Genomic DNA, 14,036 nt, shown 5'->3' on the forward strand with positions numbered 1-14,036 from the left:
GGCTGAGGGGGGCCTCGTGTGTCGGGCCGGGTGGGTTCGCCTCGGGCGCCGGCCGGGCCGGGTGGGCCTGGCCGGCGGTGAGGGGGTCAGGCGTGGGTGCCGCCGTCTATGCGGAGGGACGTGCCGGTGACGAACTTGCCGTCGTCGGAGGCCAGGGCGGCGATCATGCCGGCGATGACGTCCGGGTGGGCCATGCCTTCGCCGATGATGGGCATGAGCTTGCCGAAGAGTTCCCAGTCGGCGTCGTCCGGCACCTGGTTGGGGGTGTCGTCGACGATGCCGCTGGAGATGCTGCCGGGGGCGACGTTGACCGCGCGCAGGCCCTGGCGGCTGTACTCCAGGGCGATCGCGTGGGTGAACGCGTCGATCGCGCCCTTGCTCGCCGCGTAGGCCGCCATGTACGGGTGGGCGAAGCTCGCCGAGGTCGAACTGAAGTTGATGATCACGCCGTTGCCGGTCTCCAGGAGCGGCGGCAACGCGGCGCGGGTCATCAGGAACGTGCCCGTCAGGTTGACGGTGATGATCTGGTTCCACTTCTCCAGCGGGAACGTGTGGGTGTGACCGGCCCGCAGGATCCCCGCCGCGTTCACCAGCACGTCCAGGCCGCCCAGGCGCTCGACCACCTCGGCCACGCCGGTGCCCACCGCGTCCTCGTTCGAGACGTCCAGCACGCCCGTGCTCAGTCGGGCGTCCACGCCCTTCTCCGCCGCCATCGCGCGGGTCTTCTCCAACCCTTCGGCGTTGACGTCCGCCGCGTGTACCGTGCCCGCCTCGCTCAGCAGCCGCAGCACCGTGGCCTGGCCGATGCCCGAGCCGCCACCGGTGACGATGATGCGCCGATCCTGGAACCGCTCCACAGTGTTTCCTCCTTGAACGGGGTGTACGGGTCCCATCACAAGTGGTTCCGACACGCAGGAGCAAGCCTCCTGAACGGTTGGCCGGGAGTGAAATGAAACATGTTCCAGTGCACTTTCGCGGCCGATCGGATTAATTCGCCCGGATTGCGTGACGAATCGATCGGGAAGGGGTCACACCTCATGTGAAGAGGAGCCCCCACCTCTCACGAAGCGGCGAAAGACGAGGTTCCAGCCATGGCAGACTCACCCGCCCACACGCCCGACAAGAGCACCGTCGCCCACTCGGAACGGACCGAACGATCCACGAGCGGCTCCGGCCATCTCACCGAGGTGGCCGCGCTGGCCACGGACCGAGGGCGGACTTCGATCGCAGACGGGGTGGTGGCCAAGGTCGCCGGGCTGGCGGCGCGCGAGATCCCGGGCGTGTACGCGCTCGGCAGCGGCGTCTCCCGGGCCTTCGCCGCGATGCGCAAGGCGGTGCCGGGCGGGCGTCCGGACGTCGCGCGTGGCGTCGGCGTCGAAGTCGGCGAGAAGCAGTGCGCGGTCGATCTGAGCCTGGTGGTGGAGTACGGCGCGCCGATCGCCGAGGTCGCCGCCGCGGTGCGCGACCACGTGATCGAGTCGATCGAGCGGATGACCGGCCTGGAAGTGGTCGAGGTGGACATCTCCGTGGACGACATCCACATCGAGCAGGATGACGACGACACGTCCTCGCGCAACCTGGCGTGAGTCCGGGCGCGGCGGCTCCGAGCCGCGCCGCGCCGCGTGCACAGGGCGGGACCGGGATCGCCCCGGGCCCGCCCTGTGTGCCGCTCGAACGTCGGTGTTTCGTCAGCGCCGGCGACCACGCAGGCCCAGGCCGACCGCGCCCAGCACGATCGCGACGATCGAGGCCGCCAACACCGACCAGGCCATCGTGGTCAACGAATCGGTGAACACGTCGTAGATCGCCTCGATGCCGGCCCGGTTCAGGGTGTTCCTGGTTTCCAGCTCGTCCGCGATCGGTCCCCTCGCGGCGGAGCTCAGGAGCAGCAACAGGCCGCTGGTGACCAACAGACCGACCCCGGTCATGATCAGCGCGCGGAAGCGGTTCACCGCGACGGCGAGGCCGACCAGCAACAACACCAGGGTCAGGATCGGCAGCCACTTGCCCGCGTCGTCGACGGCCTGGAAGGCGTCCCGGCCCTGCTTGGCCTCGGAGGCGTGCGGCAGTTGGGCCAGGTCGATCGGGATGCTGGTGGGCAGGCTCGCCTTGGACACCGGGATCCCGGCCTTGTTCAGCCTGGGCACCACCGCGTCCAGCGGGCTCTTGAGGTTGACCACCACCTTGTCGCCGTCGGTCGTGACGTTCTTGCTGTCCCGGCCGAGGATGGAGGACATCACCACGTCGTGCGCGGTGGAGATGCCGTCCTTCCAGATCGCCTTGAACGAGGGCTTGGCGATCTCCTCCAGCACCGCGCTCTGCACCACGTCACGCGGCACCTGGCCGCGTACGGTCGGCGGGAGTTGCCGGATCACCTCTTCGGTCATCAGCCGGGCGACCTCGGTTCGGATCGCCGACTCGTCGATCAGCGCGACCGCGTTGTCGGTGAACCCCTGCTCGGAGACCACCTCCCAGCGCAACCACAGCGCGGACAACGCCGGGATGGTCAGCAGCACCGCGAGCACCAGGCTGATCCCGGCGACGGTGCCGCGCAACGCGCCGTACGCGGGTCGCGCGGGCTGCCGCGGCGGCGGACCGTAGGAGCCGGCACCGCCCGGGCCGCCCGGTTGGTACGGGCCGCCCGGGTCGTACGCGGGCGGTGGCGGGGCGGGCGTGGACGCGTAGGGCGGGGGCGGGGGCGGGTAGCCGCCACCCTGGCCCGGATACGAGCCCGGGGACGAGTGCATCGCGCTTCCTCCGTCGTTGTAGTCGGACCGCCGTGGAATCGGCCCGGCATCCGAGAGTCTCACTCGCACGCCGCTGCCACCGCCGCGCGCGCGGTGTTGTGCCTGTTCGGTGACACCCGGGTCGGTACCGGCGATCCGCGCACCCGGGCATAACCTGCGGGGATGGACACTGTGGACAACGCGCCGCAAGCCGGCCGCCGGCGACCCCGGGTAGGCCATATCCAGTACCTCAACTGCCTGCCCATCTACTGGGGCCTGGCCCGCACGGGCTCGTTGGTGGATCTGGACCTGACCAAGGACACTCCGGACAACCTCAACGACGCCCTCGTGCGCGGCGACCTCGACATCGCGCCGATCAGCGTGGTCGAGTACCTGCGCCACGCGGACGACCTGGTGGTGCTCCCGGACATCGCGGTGGCCGCCGACGGACCGGTGATGTCGGTGATGTTGGTCAGCCAGGTGCCGATCGACCGGCTCGACGGCGCCCGGGTCGCGCTGGGTTCGCAAAGTCGTACGGGGGTTCGGCTGGCCCGGCTGTTGCTGGAGGAGAAGTACGGGGTGCGACCCGAGTTCTTCACCTCGGCGCCCGACCTGGGCCTGATGATGCAGGAGGCGGAGGCGGCGGTGGTGATCGGCGACGTCGCACTGCGCGCGACGTTGTACGACGCGCCGCGGCTGGGGCTGCTGGTCTACGACCTCGCGTACGAGTGGAAGCAGTGGACCGGGCTGCCGTTCGTGTTCGCCGTGTGGGCCGCGCGCCGGGACTTCCTGGAGGCGTATCCGGACGAGGTGCACGCGGTGCATCAAGCCTTCCTGGAGTCGCGCGACCTGTGCATGCAGGAGGTGGACAAGGTCTGCGAGCACGTGGCCCGGTGGGAGGCGTTCGACGCGGCCACGCTGGAGCGCTACTACACCGAGGCGCTGGACTACTCGCTCGGGGAGCGACACCTGCGGGGGATGGCCGAGTTCGCCCGGCGGACCGCGCACGACACCGGATACGCGGCCGATGTGCGGGTGCGGCTGCTCGACGCCCCGCAGCTTTCGTGAGCGCGCCGGATAGGCTCGTTCCCGAGCATTCCTGCCGTGCCCACCGGCTCGGCGCTCGTCCGCTCGATGCGCACTCGTCGTACGCGCGATCGTTCCACTCGTATTCGTTCCATGCGGAGGCTTCCCCGTGATCAGCGATCTCCAGCCGGTCCTGGACCGGGCCGCCGGCGGTGGGCGGATCACGCCCGACGAGGCACTCGCCCTGTACGTGCACGCACCGCTGCACGCGCTCGGCCGGGCCGCCGACGCCGCGCGACGTGCGCGCTACGCGGACACCGTCGACATCGCGACGTACATCATCGAGCGCAACATCAACTACACGAACGTGTGCGTCACCGCGTGCAAGTTCTGTGCGTTCTACGCCCCGCCCAAGAGCGAGAAGGGCTGGGTCCGGGAGATCGACGACATCCTGCGCCGGTGCGCGGAGACGGTCGAACTCGGCGGCACGCAGATCATGTTCCAGGGCGGGCACCACCCCGACTTCGGCGTCGAGTACTACGAGCGCTCGTTCGCCGCGATCAAGGCCGAGTTCCCGCAGCTGGTCATCCACTCGCTCGGTGCCTCCGAGGTCGCGCACATGGCCAAGGTCTCCGGGGTGGGGATCGAGGAGGCCATCACCCGGATCCACGCGGCCGGCCTGGACTCGTTCGCGGGCGCCGGCGCGGAGTTGCTCCCGGAGCGCCCGCGCAAGGCGATCGCGCCGCTCAAGGAGTCCGGCGAGCGCTGGCTGGAGATCATGGAGACCGCGCACGGGCTGGGCGTGGAGTCCACCTCGACGATGCTGATGGGCACCGGCGAGACCAACGCCGAGCGCATCGAGCACCTGCGGATGATCCGCGACGTGCAGGACCGCACGGGCGGCTTCCGGGCCTTCATCCCGTACACCTACCAGCCGGAGAACAACCACCTGAAGGGGCAGACGCAGGCCACCCTGCTCGAATACCTGCGCCTGATCGCGGTCGCCCGACTGTTCCTGCACAACGTCGCGCACATCCAGGGCTCGTGGCTGACCACGGGCAAGGAGGCCGGCCAGCTCACCCTGCACTACGGTGCGGACGACCTGGGCTCGGTCATGCTGGAGGAGAACGTGGTCTCCTCGGCCGGTGCCCGGCACCGCTCCAACCGGATGGAGCTGCTGCACCTGATCCGCGCCGCCGGCCGCATCCCGGCCCAGCGCGACACCACCTACAACCACCTGATCGTGCACGACGACCCGGCGAACGACCCGGTCGACGACAAGGTGGTCTCGCACCTCTCCTCCACCGCCCTCGACGGCCCCACCGGCCGCACCGAATTGAAGGTCGTCGACGCCCGCTGACAGGGGTTGACGGGGTGGTTGGGCCTGTGTAGACCTTCTTCTGCCATTGGACGACCCGCCGGTCCTTCGAATGGGCGGGTTTTCCGTTTTCCGCAGGGGTGGGGAATCACTCGCACGGTGTAGTCGAACCGGGTCGACCCGACCGGGCCGAGCACCAAGCCCACCGAGGTGAAGCCGACGGGCACGCCCACCACGGCCGCGCCCGCGGTGAGCAAGCCGACCAAGCGCCCCGAGCCGGCCGAGACCGGCGCGGACGACGACAACGACATCACGGTGATCGGCGGGGCCGCCGCCGCGCTCGTGGTGGTCGGTGCCGGTGGCGTGCTCTTCGCCCGCAAGCGCCGCGGGACGCGCCGGGCGTAACCGCGACACATCGCGCCACGAACCGCCGTCGGGCTCCGGCCCGACGGCGGTTCCGTGCGTCGAAGGGGGGCTTGGGATGATGGGTGCATGTCGTCGACCCTGCATGTTGCGCCCGTTGTCCTGTCGATGGTCGGGGCGGAGCCGATTCGTGACGGTGCCGTGCTCGTGGAGGACGGGCGGATCGTCGCGGTGGGTCCGCGGGGGGAGTTGGCGACGGCGGGGGCCCGGGAGCGGGTGTGGCGTGGGGTGTTGACGCCGGGGCTGGTGAACGCGCACGCGCACCTGCAGTACACCGACTTCGGGGATCTGGCGTTGTCCGGGCTGGCCTTTCCGGAGTGGATTCGCGTGTTGACCGCGCGGCGGGCCGAGTTTTCCGAGGTGATGTGGCAGGAGAGCGCGCGGCGCGGGGTGCATCACATGTTGCGGTCCGGGACGACGGCGGCGGCGGATGTGGTCACCGATCCGTGTGTGCTCGTGCCGGTGGGCCGGTCCGGATTGCGGGGGATCAGCTACGTCGAGGTGATCGCGGACGACGCGATGTGGGCGGGCGGGCGGCGCGCGGCGTTCCTGGACACGCTGGACGGGGCGAGCGGTGGGCGCGCGCTGGGCGTGTCGCCGCACACCCCGTTCACGGTCGGCACGGCGGTGTTCGAGGAGTGTGTGGCGATCGCGCGCGAGCGTGGGTTGCGGCTGCACCCGCATCTGGCGGAGACCGCGCACGAGGCCGAGTTCATCCGGCACGGCACCGGCCGGTTCGCCGAGTTGAACCGGGCCATCGGCATGGCCCTGGAGTTGCTCGACGGCGGCAGCGGCGGCGGGCCGGCGGCCTACCTGGCCGGATTCGACGGGCTGGGCCCCGACGTGCACGTCGCGCACGGGGTGCATCTGGCCGCCGAGGATCGTGCGCTGCTGCGCGAGCACGGCACGGCGGTCGCGTTGTGCGTGCGTTCGAACGCGATCCTGGCTGCGGGGGAGCCGCCGGTCGCCGACTACCTCGCCGAGGGCGCGCCGATCGCGCTGGGCACCGATTCGCTGGCCTCCTCGCCGTCCCTCGACCTGTGGGAAGAGGCGGCGGCGGTCCGGGAGTTGGCGATCCGGCAGGGATACCGCAGGGACGACCTGGATCGGCGGCTGGTCGAGGCGGTCACCGTCGGCGGCGCGGCGGCGCTGGGCGGCCTGGACGGCGTGGGCACGCTGCGCCCGGGCGGTTCGGCCGATCTCGCGGTGTTCGACGTGCCGACGGAAGGCGATCCGTACGCGGCGTTGGTCGCACACGGCACGGGGTCGTGCGTGGCCACGGTGCTCGGCGGGCGGCTCGTGCATCGGCGCTGAGGCCGGCGACGGCGAGCGGGCGTGGTGGTCGGCGGTGGTCGCACGATCGTCGCGGCAGGGCGGTGCGGCCGAGGCGGCGTCGGCGGTTCGCGTCGGCCGTCCGGCGGCGTCGACGAACGGCACGACGGTTTCGGGCGGGTCGGGTATTCCACCCGACGCGCCCGCCGCGTTGCCCGCCCCGGGCACGCGCGCCCGGCCCGGCGCGAGATGATGGCCGGGTGACCCGAGCCTCCCTGGACAAGCAACCGCGTGAAGTCGCGTCGATGTTCGACGCGGTCGCGGCGCGCTACGACCTGACCAACACCGTGCTCTCCATGGGCCAGGACCGGTCCTGGCGCAAGGCCGTCGCACGCGCCGTGGACGCCCGCCCGGGAGAGCGGGTGCTCGACCTCGCGGCGGGCACCGGCACCTCCTCGTTGCCCTTTCGGGACGCGGGCGCGGACGTGGTGCCGTGCGACTTCTCGGTGGGCATGCTGCGCGAGGGCAAGCGCAAGCACCCGGAGCTGCCGTTCACCGCGGGCGACGCGACCCGGCTGCCGTTCAAGGACGCCACCTTCGACGCGGTGACCATCTCGTTCGGCCTGCGCAACGTCAGCGACACCGAGGGCGCGCTGCGCGAGATGTTGCGGGTGACCCGGCCGGGCGGACGACTGGTGGTCTGCGAGTTCAGCCGGCCCACCTGGCGCCCGTTCGAGACCGTGTACGTGGAGTACCTGATGCGGGCGCTGCCGCCGGTGGCCACCGCGGTCAGCAGCAACCCGGACGCCTACGTCTACCTGGCCGAGTCGATCCGGGCCTGGCCCGACCAGCCCGGTCTGGCGGCGCTGATCGGCAAGGCGGGCTGGGCGCATCCGGCCTGGCGCAACCTCACCGGCGGGGTGGTCGCACTGCACCGGGGCTTCCGACCGTCCGAGTGAGCCCGAGGCCGGCCACGCGTTCGGCGAGTGCCACAGGCCGGCCTCGCGCCCGCGCCTCATAGACTTGTCCGGCCAAAACCGTCCCGGTTTCGGCACTGCCGCAGAGACTTCCAGGGGAGTCGTCCGTGACCGACGCAGCGCCCGTCACAACCACCAAGCGCGCCGACTCGACGCATGAGGCCGACGTCATCGTGGTCGGGGCCGGTCCGGCCGGATCGACCACGGCGTATCACCTGGCCAAGTCCGGGGTCAGCGTGATCCTGCTGGAGAAGACCGCGTTCCCCCGGGAGAAGGTCTGCGGCGACGGGCTCACCCCGCGCGCCACCAAGCAGCTGATCGCGATGGGCGTGGACACCTCGGTCGAGGCCGGCTGGTTGCCGAACCGGGGTCTGCGGATCCTCGGCGGCGGCATGCGCCTGGAGCTGGACTGGCCGGACCTGGCCAGCTACCCCGCGCACGGCCTGGTCCGCAAGCGCGCCGACTTCGACGAGATCCTGGCCCGCCAGGCGTCCGCGGCCGGCGCCAAGTTGTACGAGCGGGCCAACGTCACCGGCCCGATCCTGGACGACCGCACCGGCCGCATCGTCGGCGTCAACGTGCGGATGAACGGCTCGAAGGAGGAGACCGTCTTCCGCGCGCCGATCGTGGTCGCCGCCGACGGCAACTCGACCCGGCTCTCCCTCGCGATGGGACTGCACCGCCGCGAGGACCGCCCGATGGGCGTCGCGGTGCGCACCTACTTCAAGTCCCCGCGCAGCGACGACGACTACCTGGAGTCGTGGCTGGAGCTGTGGGACCGCCGGGACGGCCAGGAGAAGCTGCTGCCCGGCTACGGGTGGGTGTTCGGCATGGGCGACGGTACCTCGAACGTGGGTCTGGGGCTGCTGAACACCTCGTCCGCGTTCAAGGACATCGACTACCGCGACCTGCTCAAGGGCTGGGTCTCGGGCATGCCCGAGGAGTGGGGCTACACCGACGAGAACCAGGAGGGCCCGATCCGGGGCGCCGCGCTCCCGATGGGCTTCAACCGCCAACCGCACTACACCAAGGGCCTGTTGCTGGTCGGTGACGCGGGCGGGATGGTCAACCCGTTCAACGGCGAGGGCATCGCCTACGCGATGGAGTCCGGTGAGATCGCCGCCCAGGTGATCACCCAGGCGGTGGCCCGGCTCACCCCCGAGGGCCGGGAGCGGGCGCTGTACGACTACCCGCGCATCCTCAAGCAGACCTACGGCGGCTACTACACGCTGGGTCGGATGTTCGTGAAGCTGATCGGCGACCCGCGGGTGATGAACTTCGCCACCAAGCACGGCCTGCCGCACCCGATGTTGATGAAGTTCGTGCTCAAGATGCTGGCCAACCTGACCGACCCGCGCGGCGGCGACGCGATGGACCGGATCATCAACGGCATGGTGCGGATCGCCCCGGCCGCGTGATGCGCGCGTAGTGGTGGTGGTGTGCTTGGCTCGGCGGCGCACCACCACTACGACCCCAAAGGACTGCTCCCATGCAAGACGCCCGTGAGATGCGCGACTTCATCGCCGGACTGCCCAAGTGCGAGCTGCACCTGCACATCGAGGGCACGCTGGAGCCCGAGCTGAAGTTCGCGCTGGCCGAGCGCAACGGGATCGAGCTGCCGTACTCCTCGGTCGAGGAGATGCGGGCCTCGTATCGGTTCGACAGCCTCGCCTCGTTCCTGACCGTCTACTACGAGGGCATGCGGGTCCTCGTGCACGAGCCGGACTTCTACGACCTGGCGATGGCCTACCTGCGCAAGGCCGCGGCGCAGAACGTGCGCTACGTGGAGATGTTCTTCGACCCGCAGGCGCACACCGGCCGCGGCGTGCCGTTCGACGTGGTCGTGCGCGGGCTGACCCGGGCGATCGGGGACGCGCGGCGCGAACTGGGCATCCGGGCCCAGTTGATCATGTGCTTCCTGCGCGACTTCCAGGCCGAGTACGCGATGGCCACGCTGGTGCAGTCGCTGGCGTACCGGGAGTGGATCGTGGGGATCGGGCTCGACTCGGACGAGCGCGGCAACCCGCCGGCCAAGTTCGCCGCGGTCTTTGCCCGGGCCCGGGCCGAGGGATACCGGCTGACCATGCACTGCGACGTCGACCAGGAGAACAGCGTCGAGCACATCCGCCAGGCGATCGAGGACATCGGCGTGGATCGCATCGACCACGGCTCGAACGCGCTGGAGGACCCCGAGTTGGTCGCGGCCATCAAGGAACGCGGCCTCGGCCTGACGGTGTGCCCGGTGTCGAACTCCTTCGTCGTGGACGGGATCAAGGAGCAGGAGATCCGGCGGATGTTGGACGAGGGCATCCTGGTCACCATCAACTCGGACGACCCCGCCTACATGGACGCGTACGTGCAGGAGAACCTGGAGCGCACCCAGGCTGCGCTGAACCTGACCCACGCCGAGGTGGCCCGCTTCGAGTACAACGCGTTCGCGATCTCGTGGCTGCCGGAGGACGTGCGGGACGGGTATGTGGCGGAGCTGCACGCGTACGTGGGTGCGGGCGCGAGCTGAAGCCGACCGGGATCCGGGGCCGGCCGCGGTCGGTGGATTTCGCTGAACTCCCTTGTCCGCAAGGGAGTTCAGTCTTCGGCGTGACCTTGGTGATCAGCCCGTCGGGTCGACCCAGGTGTTCGGGTCGGCGCAGTCGCGGTACTCGGTGGTCTCGATCAGGCGGGTGAGGGCGGAGTAGGGGATCAGGGTCCGGTCCCGCGTGGTCAGGGTGTACGAGCAGGCGCCGATGTCGGCGAGGAGCACGGCGCCGTCGGCGGGGACCCGCGTGTTGTCGTCCGATTCGGTGAGGTACCAGGTGTCGTGGCCGGCAACGAGGGTCGCCGGCCCCGGGCGGGTTGGGCGTCGGCCGGTGTCGGGCCCGCGTGATTCGACCCGGATCTGCAAGGTCCCGGGGTTGGCGTTGGCGCCCGGCTGCCAGGGCGTCCGGCGCGCGGCGGTCGGGTCCGGCGCGGGGGCGAGGGCCAGGGTGGACTCCCGGGTGCCCGTGCCCGCCGTCGGGACGAACCCGGCGGGCAGGGCGCCGAGCCGATAAGGGGTGCGGGTCCGCGGCCCCGGAGCGATTCGGATGCGTTCGGCGAAGTCGGTCAGCGAGGTACGGTCCGTGCTCCCGAAGACCAGCACCCAGGTGTCGGTGTCGTGGGCCCACGCGATGACCGGTTCGGTGACGTCGCGGGCCTTCGGCGCCGCACCCGCGACCCGGCTGTGCGACGCTGCGGGTGTGCTCGGGACAACCGAACCCGGTTGCAGCGGACCGCTGTTCGCGGACTCCTGGCCCTGGGAGGCGTCGTCCGCGAAGACGAACCCCGGTAGGTAGAAGGCGGGTCGGCCCTGGATCGTGATCGGTTCGCCGGCCCGCAGCAGCGCGGTGTCCAGGGTGGTCGCCGACTGCACGGTGACCCGACCGCTCGGGAATCGACCCCCGCCCAGGAAGCCGGCGTAGGCGCGTGGACCGTCGAAGCCCGACCCGATGCGGAGGTAGCCGGCGCCCGGAACGGTGTCGATGTCGACGGCCGGCGGCCGGGGCATCGCCGCCGGGCCGGGCCGGTTCGTCGCGTCGCCGCCATCGGATCCGGACAGGGTCCAGGGGACCAGCGCCCCCAGGGCGACCGCGGCCACCGCGGCCAGGCCCACGCCCGTGCGCCGGCGTCGGCGGATTCGACGGGCGCCGGCCTGCGCCGCCTCGATCAGGCCGTCGGCGCTCGGCGCGAGGTGTTCGTGGTCGGTGAAGGTGGCTGCGAGATCTTCGAGATCGGTCACGTCGTGTCTCCGTGGGTCGGGGCCGGGGTTCGGGTCAGCTCCAGCCGCAGCGTCGCCAGGGCTCGGGAGGCGTAGCCGCGTACGGTGCCGGGACGGCAGTTCAAGGTGGCGGCGATCTCGTCGTCGTCCAGGTCCTCGTAGTAACGGAGCACCAGCACGGCGCGCTGTTGGCGCGGGAGTTCGGCCAGGCGGTGCCACAGGTCCTCGCCGACGCCGAAGCGTTGCGCGTGGTCGGGGACGGTCGGCGCATCGGGGCCGGCCGACGTCTCGTGGGTCAGCGCGACGGTGCGGACCGCCTTGCGTCGGCGCAGGGACAGGAATTCGTTGGTGACCATGGCGCGTACGTACGCGTCCGGTCGGTCCAGGGCGGAGATGCGTTTCCAGCGCACCAGCGCCTTGGTCAGCGCGTCCTGCACGAGGTCGCGGGCCAGTTCCCGATCGCCGCACAGCAGTACCGCGTAACGCAGCAGGGCGGGCAGTCGCGCCGCCGCGAAGTCCTCGAACCGCATTCTGCCCGTCCCTTGTTCGGAAGCCTCCACACCCAACAAACGTCGCCGGAGCCCGATTTGCTGTGCGGCCGGCCGGCCGAACGGGTCCGGGCGATTGCCTCGACCACTACTACGCATTGCGTGGTACCGTGCAACGCACAAGAGCTGGAGGGGTCATGGATCCGAGTCAGTTGCTCAAGGGAGTGCTGGACCTCGCGGTGCTCGCCGTACTGCGCGAAGAAGACGGCTACGGCTACGACGTACTGCGCAGGTTGCGCAAGGCCGGCCTCGACGACGTCGGTGACGCGTCGGTCTACGGCACGCTGCGGCGGCTGTACAACGCCGGGCTCCTCACGTCCTACGTGGTGGCCAGCGACGAAGGCCCGAACCGTAAGTACTACGCCTTGAACGAGCCCGGCCGAGAGCGGTTCCGGGAGTCCACCGACACGTGGAACTCGTTCGCCCGGACGATGTCGGAACTGGTGGGGGAGACCCGATGAAGGACACCGCACTGCACCCCGTCGCGGAGGACTACCGCGTCGAGGTCGCCCGCATTCTGGCCGACCTGCCGGCCGCCGAGGCGGAGGAGATCCTGGACGACGTCGAGGTGAACCTGAGCGAGGTGGTCGCCGAACTCGACAGCGCGGTCACCTCCGAGTCGCTGCGCACCCGGCTGGGCACCCCGCACGAGTACGCGGCCGAACTCCGCGCGGCGGCCGGCTATCCGCCGCTGACGCCGCCCGGTTCGAAGCGCTCGGCCCGCTTCGGCAAGGTCGAACTCCTGTGTCTGGGACTGCTCGTGGTGCTCGGCTCGGCGCTCGTGGCCGGCTTCGGGATCGGTTCGCAGGACGACGCGCAGGGCCGGTGGTGGATCTTTCCCTGTCTGCTGGGCCTGGCTGTCGAGGCACTGAACGCACTGTGGATGCGCGGCCGCGGGCCGGGACTGCCCGAGATCGCCGCGCTGTCGATCACCCAACGCCTGGGGGCCTACGGGGAGTCCTTGCGCACGGGCCGATGGGCGGAACCGGTGCGCTTTCTGATCGGTCTGCAAAGCGCGTGGTGGGTCGCTCGGGCGCTGATCGTGGCGGCGCTCGCGTGGGTCGCGGCGGGTGGCGTGTGGTGGCCGGTCTGCACCGGTGTCCTGGCCCTGGCCGGGTCGTTGTGGCTGGGCCCGCGCGCGGCGCACGATCGTCGGCTGTTGTGGGTGGCGCTGCCGGTCAACGCGCTCGTGATCGGGGGCGCGGTCGGCATCCTCGGCGCGGGACAACTGACGCCGGGAACCGACTCGATCCAGTACGTGGGCGACACCAGCCCGCGGTACTCGGAATACCGCTCGACCGGGGACGGCCACCCACTGGACCCCGGCGTCCTGTTGGGCACCCTGGACGGACAACAGCTGAAGAACATCTATCCCTTCGACGCACAGGGGCGTCCGCTCAAGGACGTCCTGCTCTTCGACCAGAACGGTAAGCAACTCGGGCTCGCCGGCGACGACTACAACTATCGGTGCCACAACGCCGAGGGACGGAACCCGGTGCCCAACCGGGAGACCCTGCCGTTCCCGCAGCCTCGGGTGGTCTTCGAACCGGGAGCGACCGGTTGCCGGGTCGAGGAGGGCACCGCACCCTTCACGATCGCGATCCCGGTCCGACCGGGCGGGCAGTCCTCGGCGAACCCGGTGGCCGGTACGGTGCCGCAGCCCGGTGGGCAACCGCCGCAGGAGGCCCCGTCGTCGGCTCCCTCGGCCGGTGTCTCGGCGAAGCCGAATCCGCCGGTGAACCCGACCACCGCGCCGGTGCCGCCGAACTCGGCCCCGCCTGCCTCGGAGGCGAACCCGAAGACCGGGCAGCCGTCGACCCCGCCCGCACAGAGCGGGAGTTGAGGCCCTGGGCTCGGGCCTCGACCCGGGTCCCGGGACCGGCGGTCGTCGATCGCCCGGTCCCGGGCCGGTCGTGTCGGGTGGATGGCGAGTGGGCGGCAGGAGGACGGCAAGGGCGTTCATCGCGCGTCGAGTGGGCGTTGACCGCGACG

General features: G+C 70.9%; 14 protein-coding genes. 10 read left to right on the top strand and 4 right to left on the bottom strand.

Annotated features, from left to right (window positions below; all coding sequences use genetic code 11):
• Positions 1-86: 86 nt before the first annotated feature.
• Positions 87-857, bottom strand: coding sequence for an SDR family oxidoreductase (locus tag ABZ374_RS09120; RefSeq protein ID WP_360308500.1), 771 nt, complete (start codon positions 855-857; stop codon positions 87-89).
• A gap of 234 nt (positions 858-1,091) precedes the next feature.
• Here ABZ374_RS09120 and ABZ374_RS09125 point away from each other — a divergent pair, with 234 nt between their 5' ends.
• Positions 1,092-1,586 (top strand): Asp23/Gls24 family envelope stress response protein, encoded by a 495-nt coding sequence (locus tag ABZ374_RS09125; protein ID WP_360308503.1) that lies wholly within the window; start codon positions 1,092-1,094, stop codon positions 1,584-1,586.
• 102 nt (positions 1,587-1,688) lie between these two features.
• On the opposite strand, the gene ABZ374_RS09130 is transcribed toward ABZ374_RS09125, so the two are convergent.
• The gene (locus ABZ374_RS09130) at positions 1,689-2,747 is read right to left on the bottom strand and encodes a hypothetical protein (RefSeq protein ID WP_360308506.1); all 1,059 of its coding nucleotides are present in this window, start codon (positions 2,745-2,747) and stop codon (positions 1,689-1,691) included.
• A 162-nt stretch (positions 2,748-2,909) separates the two neighbouring features.
• Between ABZ374_RS09130 and ABZ374_RS09135 the strand changes: the two genes are divergently transcribed.
• The 7 genes from ABZ374_RS09135 to add all read left to right on the top strand — a co-directional run bounded on the left by ABZ374_RS09135 (position 2,910) and on the right by add (position 10,260).
• Positions 2,910-3,794 carry a menaquinone biosynthesis protein gene (locus ABZ374_RS09135; RefSeq protein ID WP_360308509.1) on the top strand — a complete coding sequence of 295 codons (885 nt, stop codon included), beginning with the start codon at positions 2,910-2,912 and terminating at the stop codon, positions 3,792-3,794.
• A 127-nt stretch (positions 3,795-3,921) separates the two neighbouring features.
• Positions 3,922-5,112, top strand: coding sequence for a cyclic dehypoxanthinyl futalosine synthase (gene mqnC, locus ABZ374_RS09140; protein WP_360308512.1), 1,191 nt, complete (start codon positions 3,922-3,924; stop codon positions 5,110-5,112).
• Between the two features lie 168 nt (positions 5,113-5,280).
• Positions 5,281-5,475, top strand: coding sequence for an LPXTG cell wall anchor domain-containing protein (locus ABZ374_RS09145; protein ID WP_360308515.1), 195 nt, complete (start codon positions 5,281-5,283; stop codon positions 5,473-5,475).
• Between the two features lie 87 nt (positions 5,476-5,562).
• Positions 5,563-6,807 carry an amidohydrolase family protein gene (locus ABZ374_RS09150; protein ID WP_360308518.1) on the top strand — a complete coding sequence of 415 codons (1,245 nt, stop codon included), beginning with the start codon at positions 5,563-5,565 and terminating at the stop codon, positions 6,805-6,807.
• 218 nt (positions 6,808-7,025) lie between these two features.
• Positions 7,026-7,724, top strand: a complete 699-nt coding sequence (locus tag ABZ374_RS09155) for a demethylmenaquinone methyltransferase (protein WP_360308521.1) — start codon at positions 7,026-7,028, stop codon at positions 7,722-7,724.
• Positions 7,725-7,849: 125 nt separating this feature from the next.
• Positions 7,850-9,160 carry a geranylgeranyl reductase family protein gene (locus tag ABZ374_RS09160; protein ID WP_360308524.1) on the top strand — a complete coding sequence of 437 codons (1,311 nt, stop codon included), beginning with the start codon at positions 7,850-7,852 and terminating at the stop codon, positions 9,158-9,160.
• A gap of 71 nt (positions 9,161-9,231) precedes the next feature.
• Positions 9,232-10,260 (top strand): adenosine deaminase, encoded by a 1,029-nt coding sequence (gene add / locus ABZ374_RS09165; protein WP_360308527.1) that lies wholly within the window; start codon positions 9,232-9,234, stop codon positions 10,258-10,260.
• Between the two features lie 93 nt (positions 10,261-10,353).
• On the opposite strand, the gene ABZ374_RS09170 is transcribed toward add, so the two are convergent.
• Complete coding sequence (locus tag ABZ374_RS09170) at positions 10,354-11,517, bottom strand: hypothetical protein (protein ID WP_360308530.1); 1,164 nt, start codon at positions 11,515-11,517, stop codon at positions 10,354-10,356.
• A complete protein-coding gene (locus tag ABZ374_RS09175) occupies positions 11,514-12,026 on the bottom strand; it encodes a SigE family RNA polymerase sigma factor (protein WP_360308533.1) in 513 nt (170 codons plus the stop codon). Before ABZ374_RS09175 ends, ABZ374_RS09170 begins: the two co-directional genes overlap by 4 nt.
• A gap of 155 nt (positions 12,027-12,181) precedes the next feature.
• Between ABZ374_RS09175 and ABZ374_RS09180 the strand changes: the two genes are divergently transcribed.
• Both ABZ374_RS09180 and ABZ374_RS09185 read left to right on the top strand, forming a co-directional pair.
• Complete coding sequence (locus tag ABZ374_RS09180; protein ID WP_020549346.1) at positions 12,182-12,505, top strand: PadR family transcriptional regulator; 324 nt, start codon at positions 12,182-12,184, stop codon at positions 12,503-12,505.
• Entirely contained in the window at positions 12,502-13,887 is a 1,386-nt protein-coding gene (locus ABZ374_RS09185; RefSeq protein WP_360308536.1) for a hypothetical protein, read from the top strand. The genes ABZ374_RS09180 and ABZ374_RS09185 overlap by 4 nt, the downstream gene beginning before the upstream one ends.
• Positions 13,888-14,036: the final 149 nt, after the last annotated feature.

Origin of the sequence: Embleya sp. NPDC005971, from assembly GCF_040629175.1 — a bacterium.
Lineage (GTDB): Bacteria > Actinomycetota > Actinomycetes > Streptomycetales > Streptomycetaceae > Embleya.

Bases quoted from the DNA above. Each gene is read 5' to 3' on its own strand.
- ABZ374_RS09175 (WP_360308533.1), bottom strand. From the start codon at position 12,026: ATGCGGTTCGAGGACTTCGCGGCGGCGCGACTGCCCGCCCTGCTGCGT.
- ABZ374_RS09185 (WP_360308536.1), top strand. From the start codon at position 12,502: ATGAAGGACACCGCACTGCACCCCGTCGCGGAGGACTACCGCGTCGAG.
- add (WP_360308527.1), top strand. From the start codon at position 9,232: ATGCAAGACGCCCGTGAGATGCGCGACTTCATCGCCGGACTGCCCAAG.
- ABZ374_RS09135 (WP_360308509.1), top strand. From the start codon at position 2,910: ATGGACACTGTGGACAACGCGCCGCAAGCCGGCCGCCGGCGACCCCGG.
- ABZ374_RS09130 (WP_360308506.1), bottom strand. From the start codon at position 2,747: ATGCACTCGTCCCCGGGCTCGTATCCGGGCCAGGGTGGCGGCTACCCG.
- ABZ374_RS09180 (WP_020549346.1), top strand. From the start codon at position 12,182: ATGGATCCGAGTCAGTTGCTCAAGGGAGTGCTGGACCTCGCGGTGCTC.
- ABZ374_RS09125 (WP_360308503.1), top strand. From the start codon at position 1,092: ATGGCAGACTCACCCGCCCACACGCCCGACAAGAGCACCGTCGCCCAC.
- ABZ374_RS09150 (WP_360308518.1), top strand. From the start codon at position 5,563: ATGTCGTCGACCCTGCATGTTGCGCCCGTTGTCCTGTCGATGGTCGGG.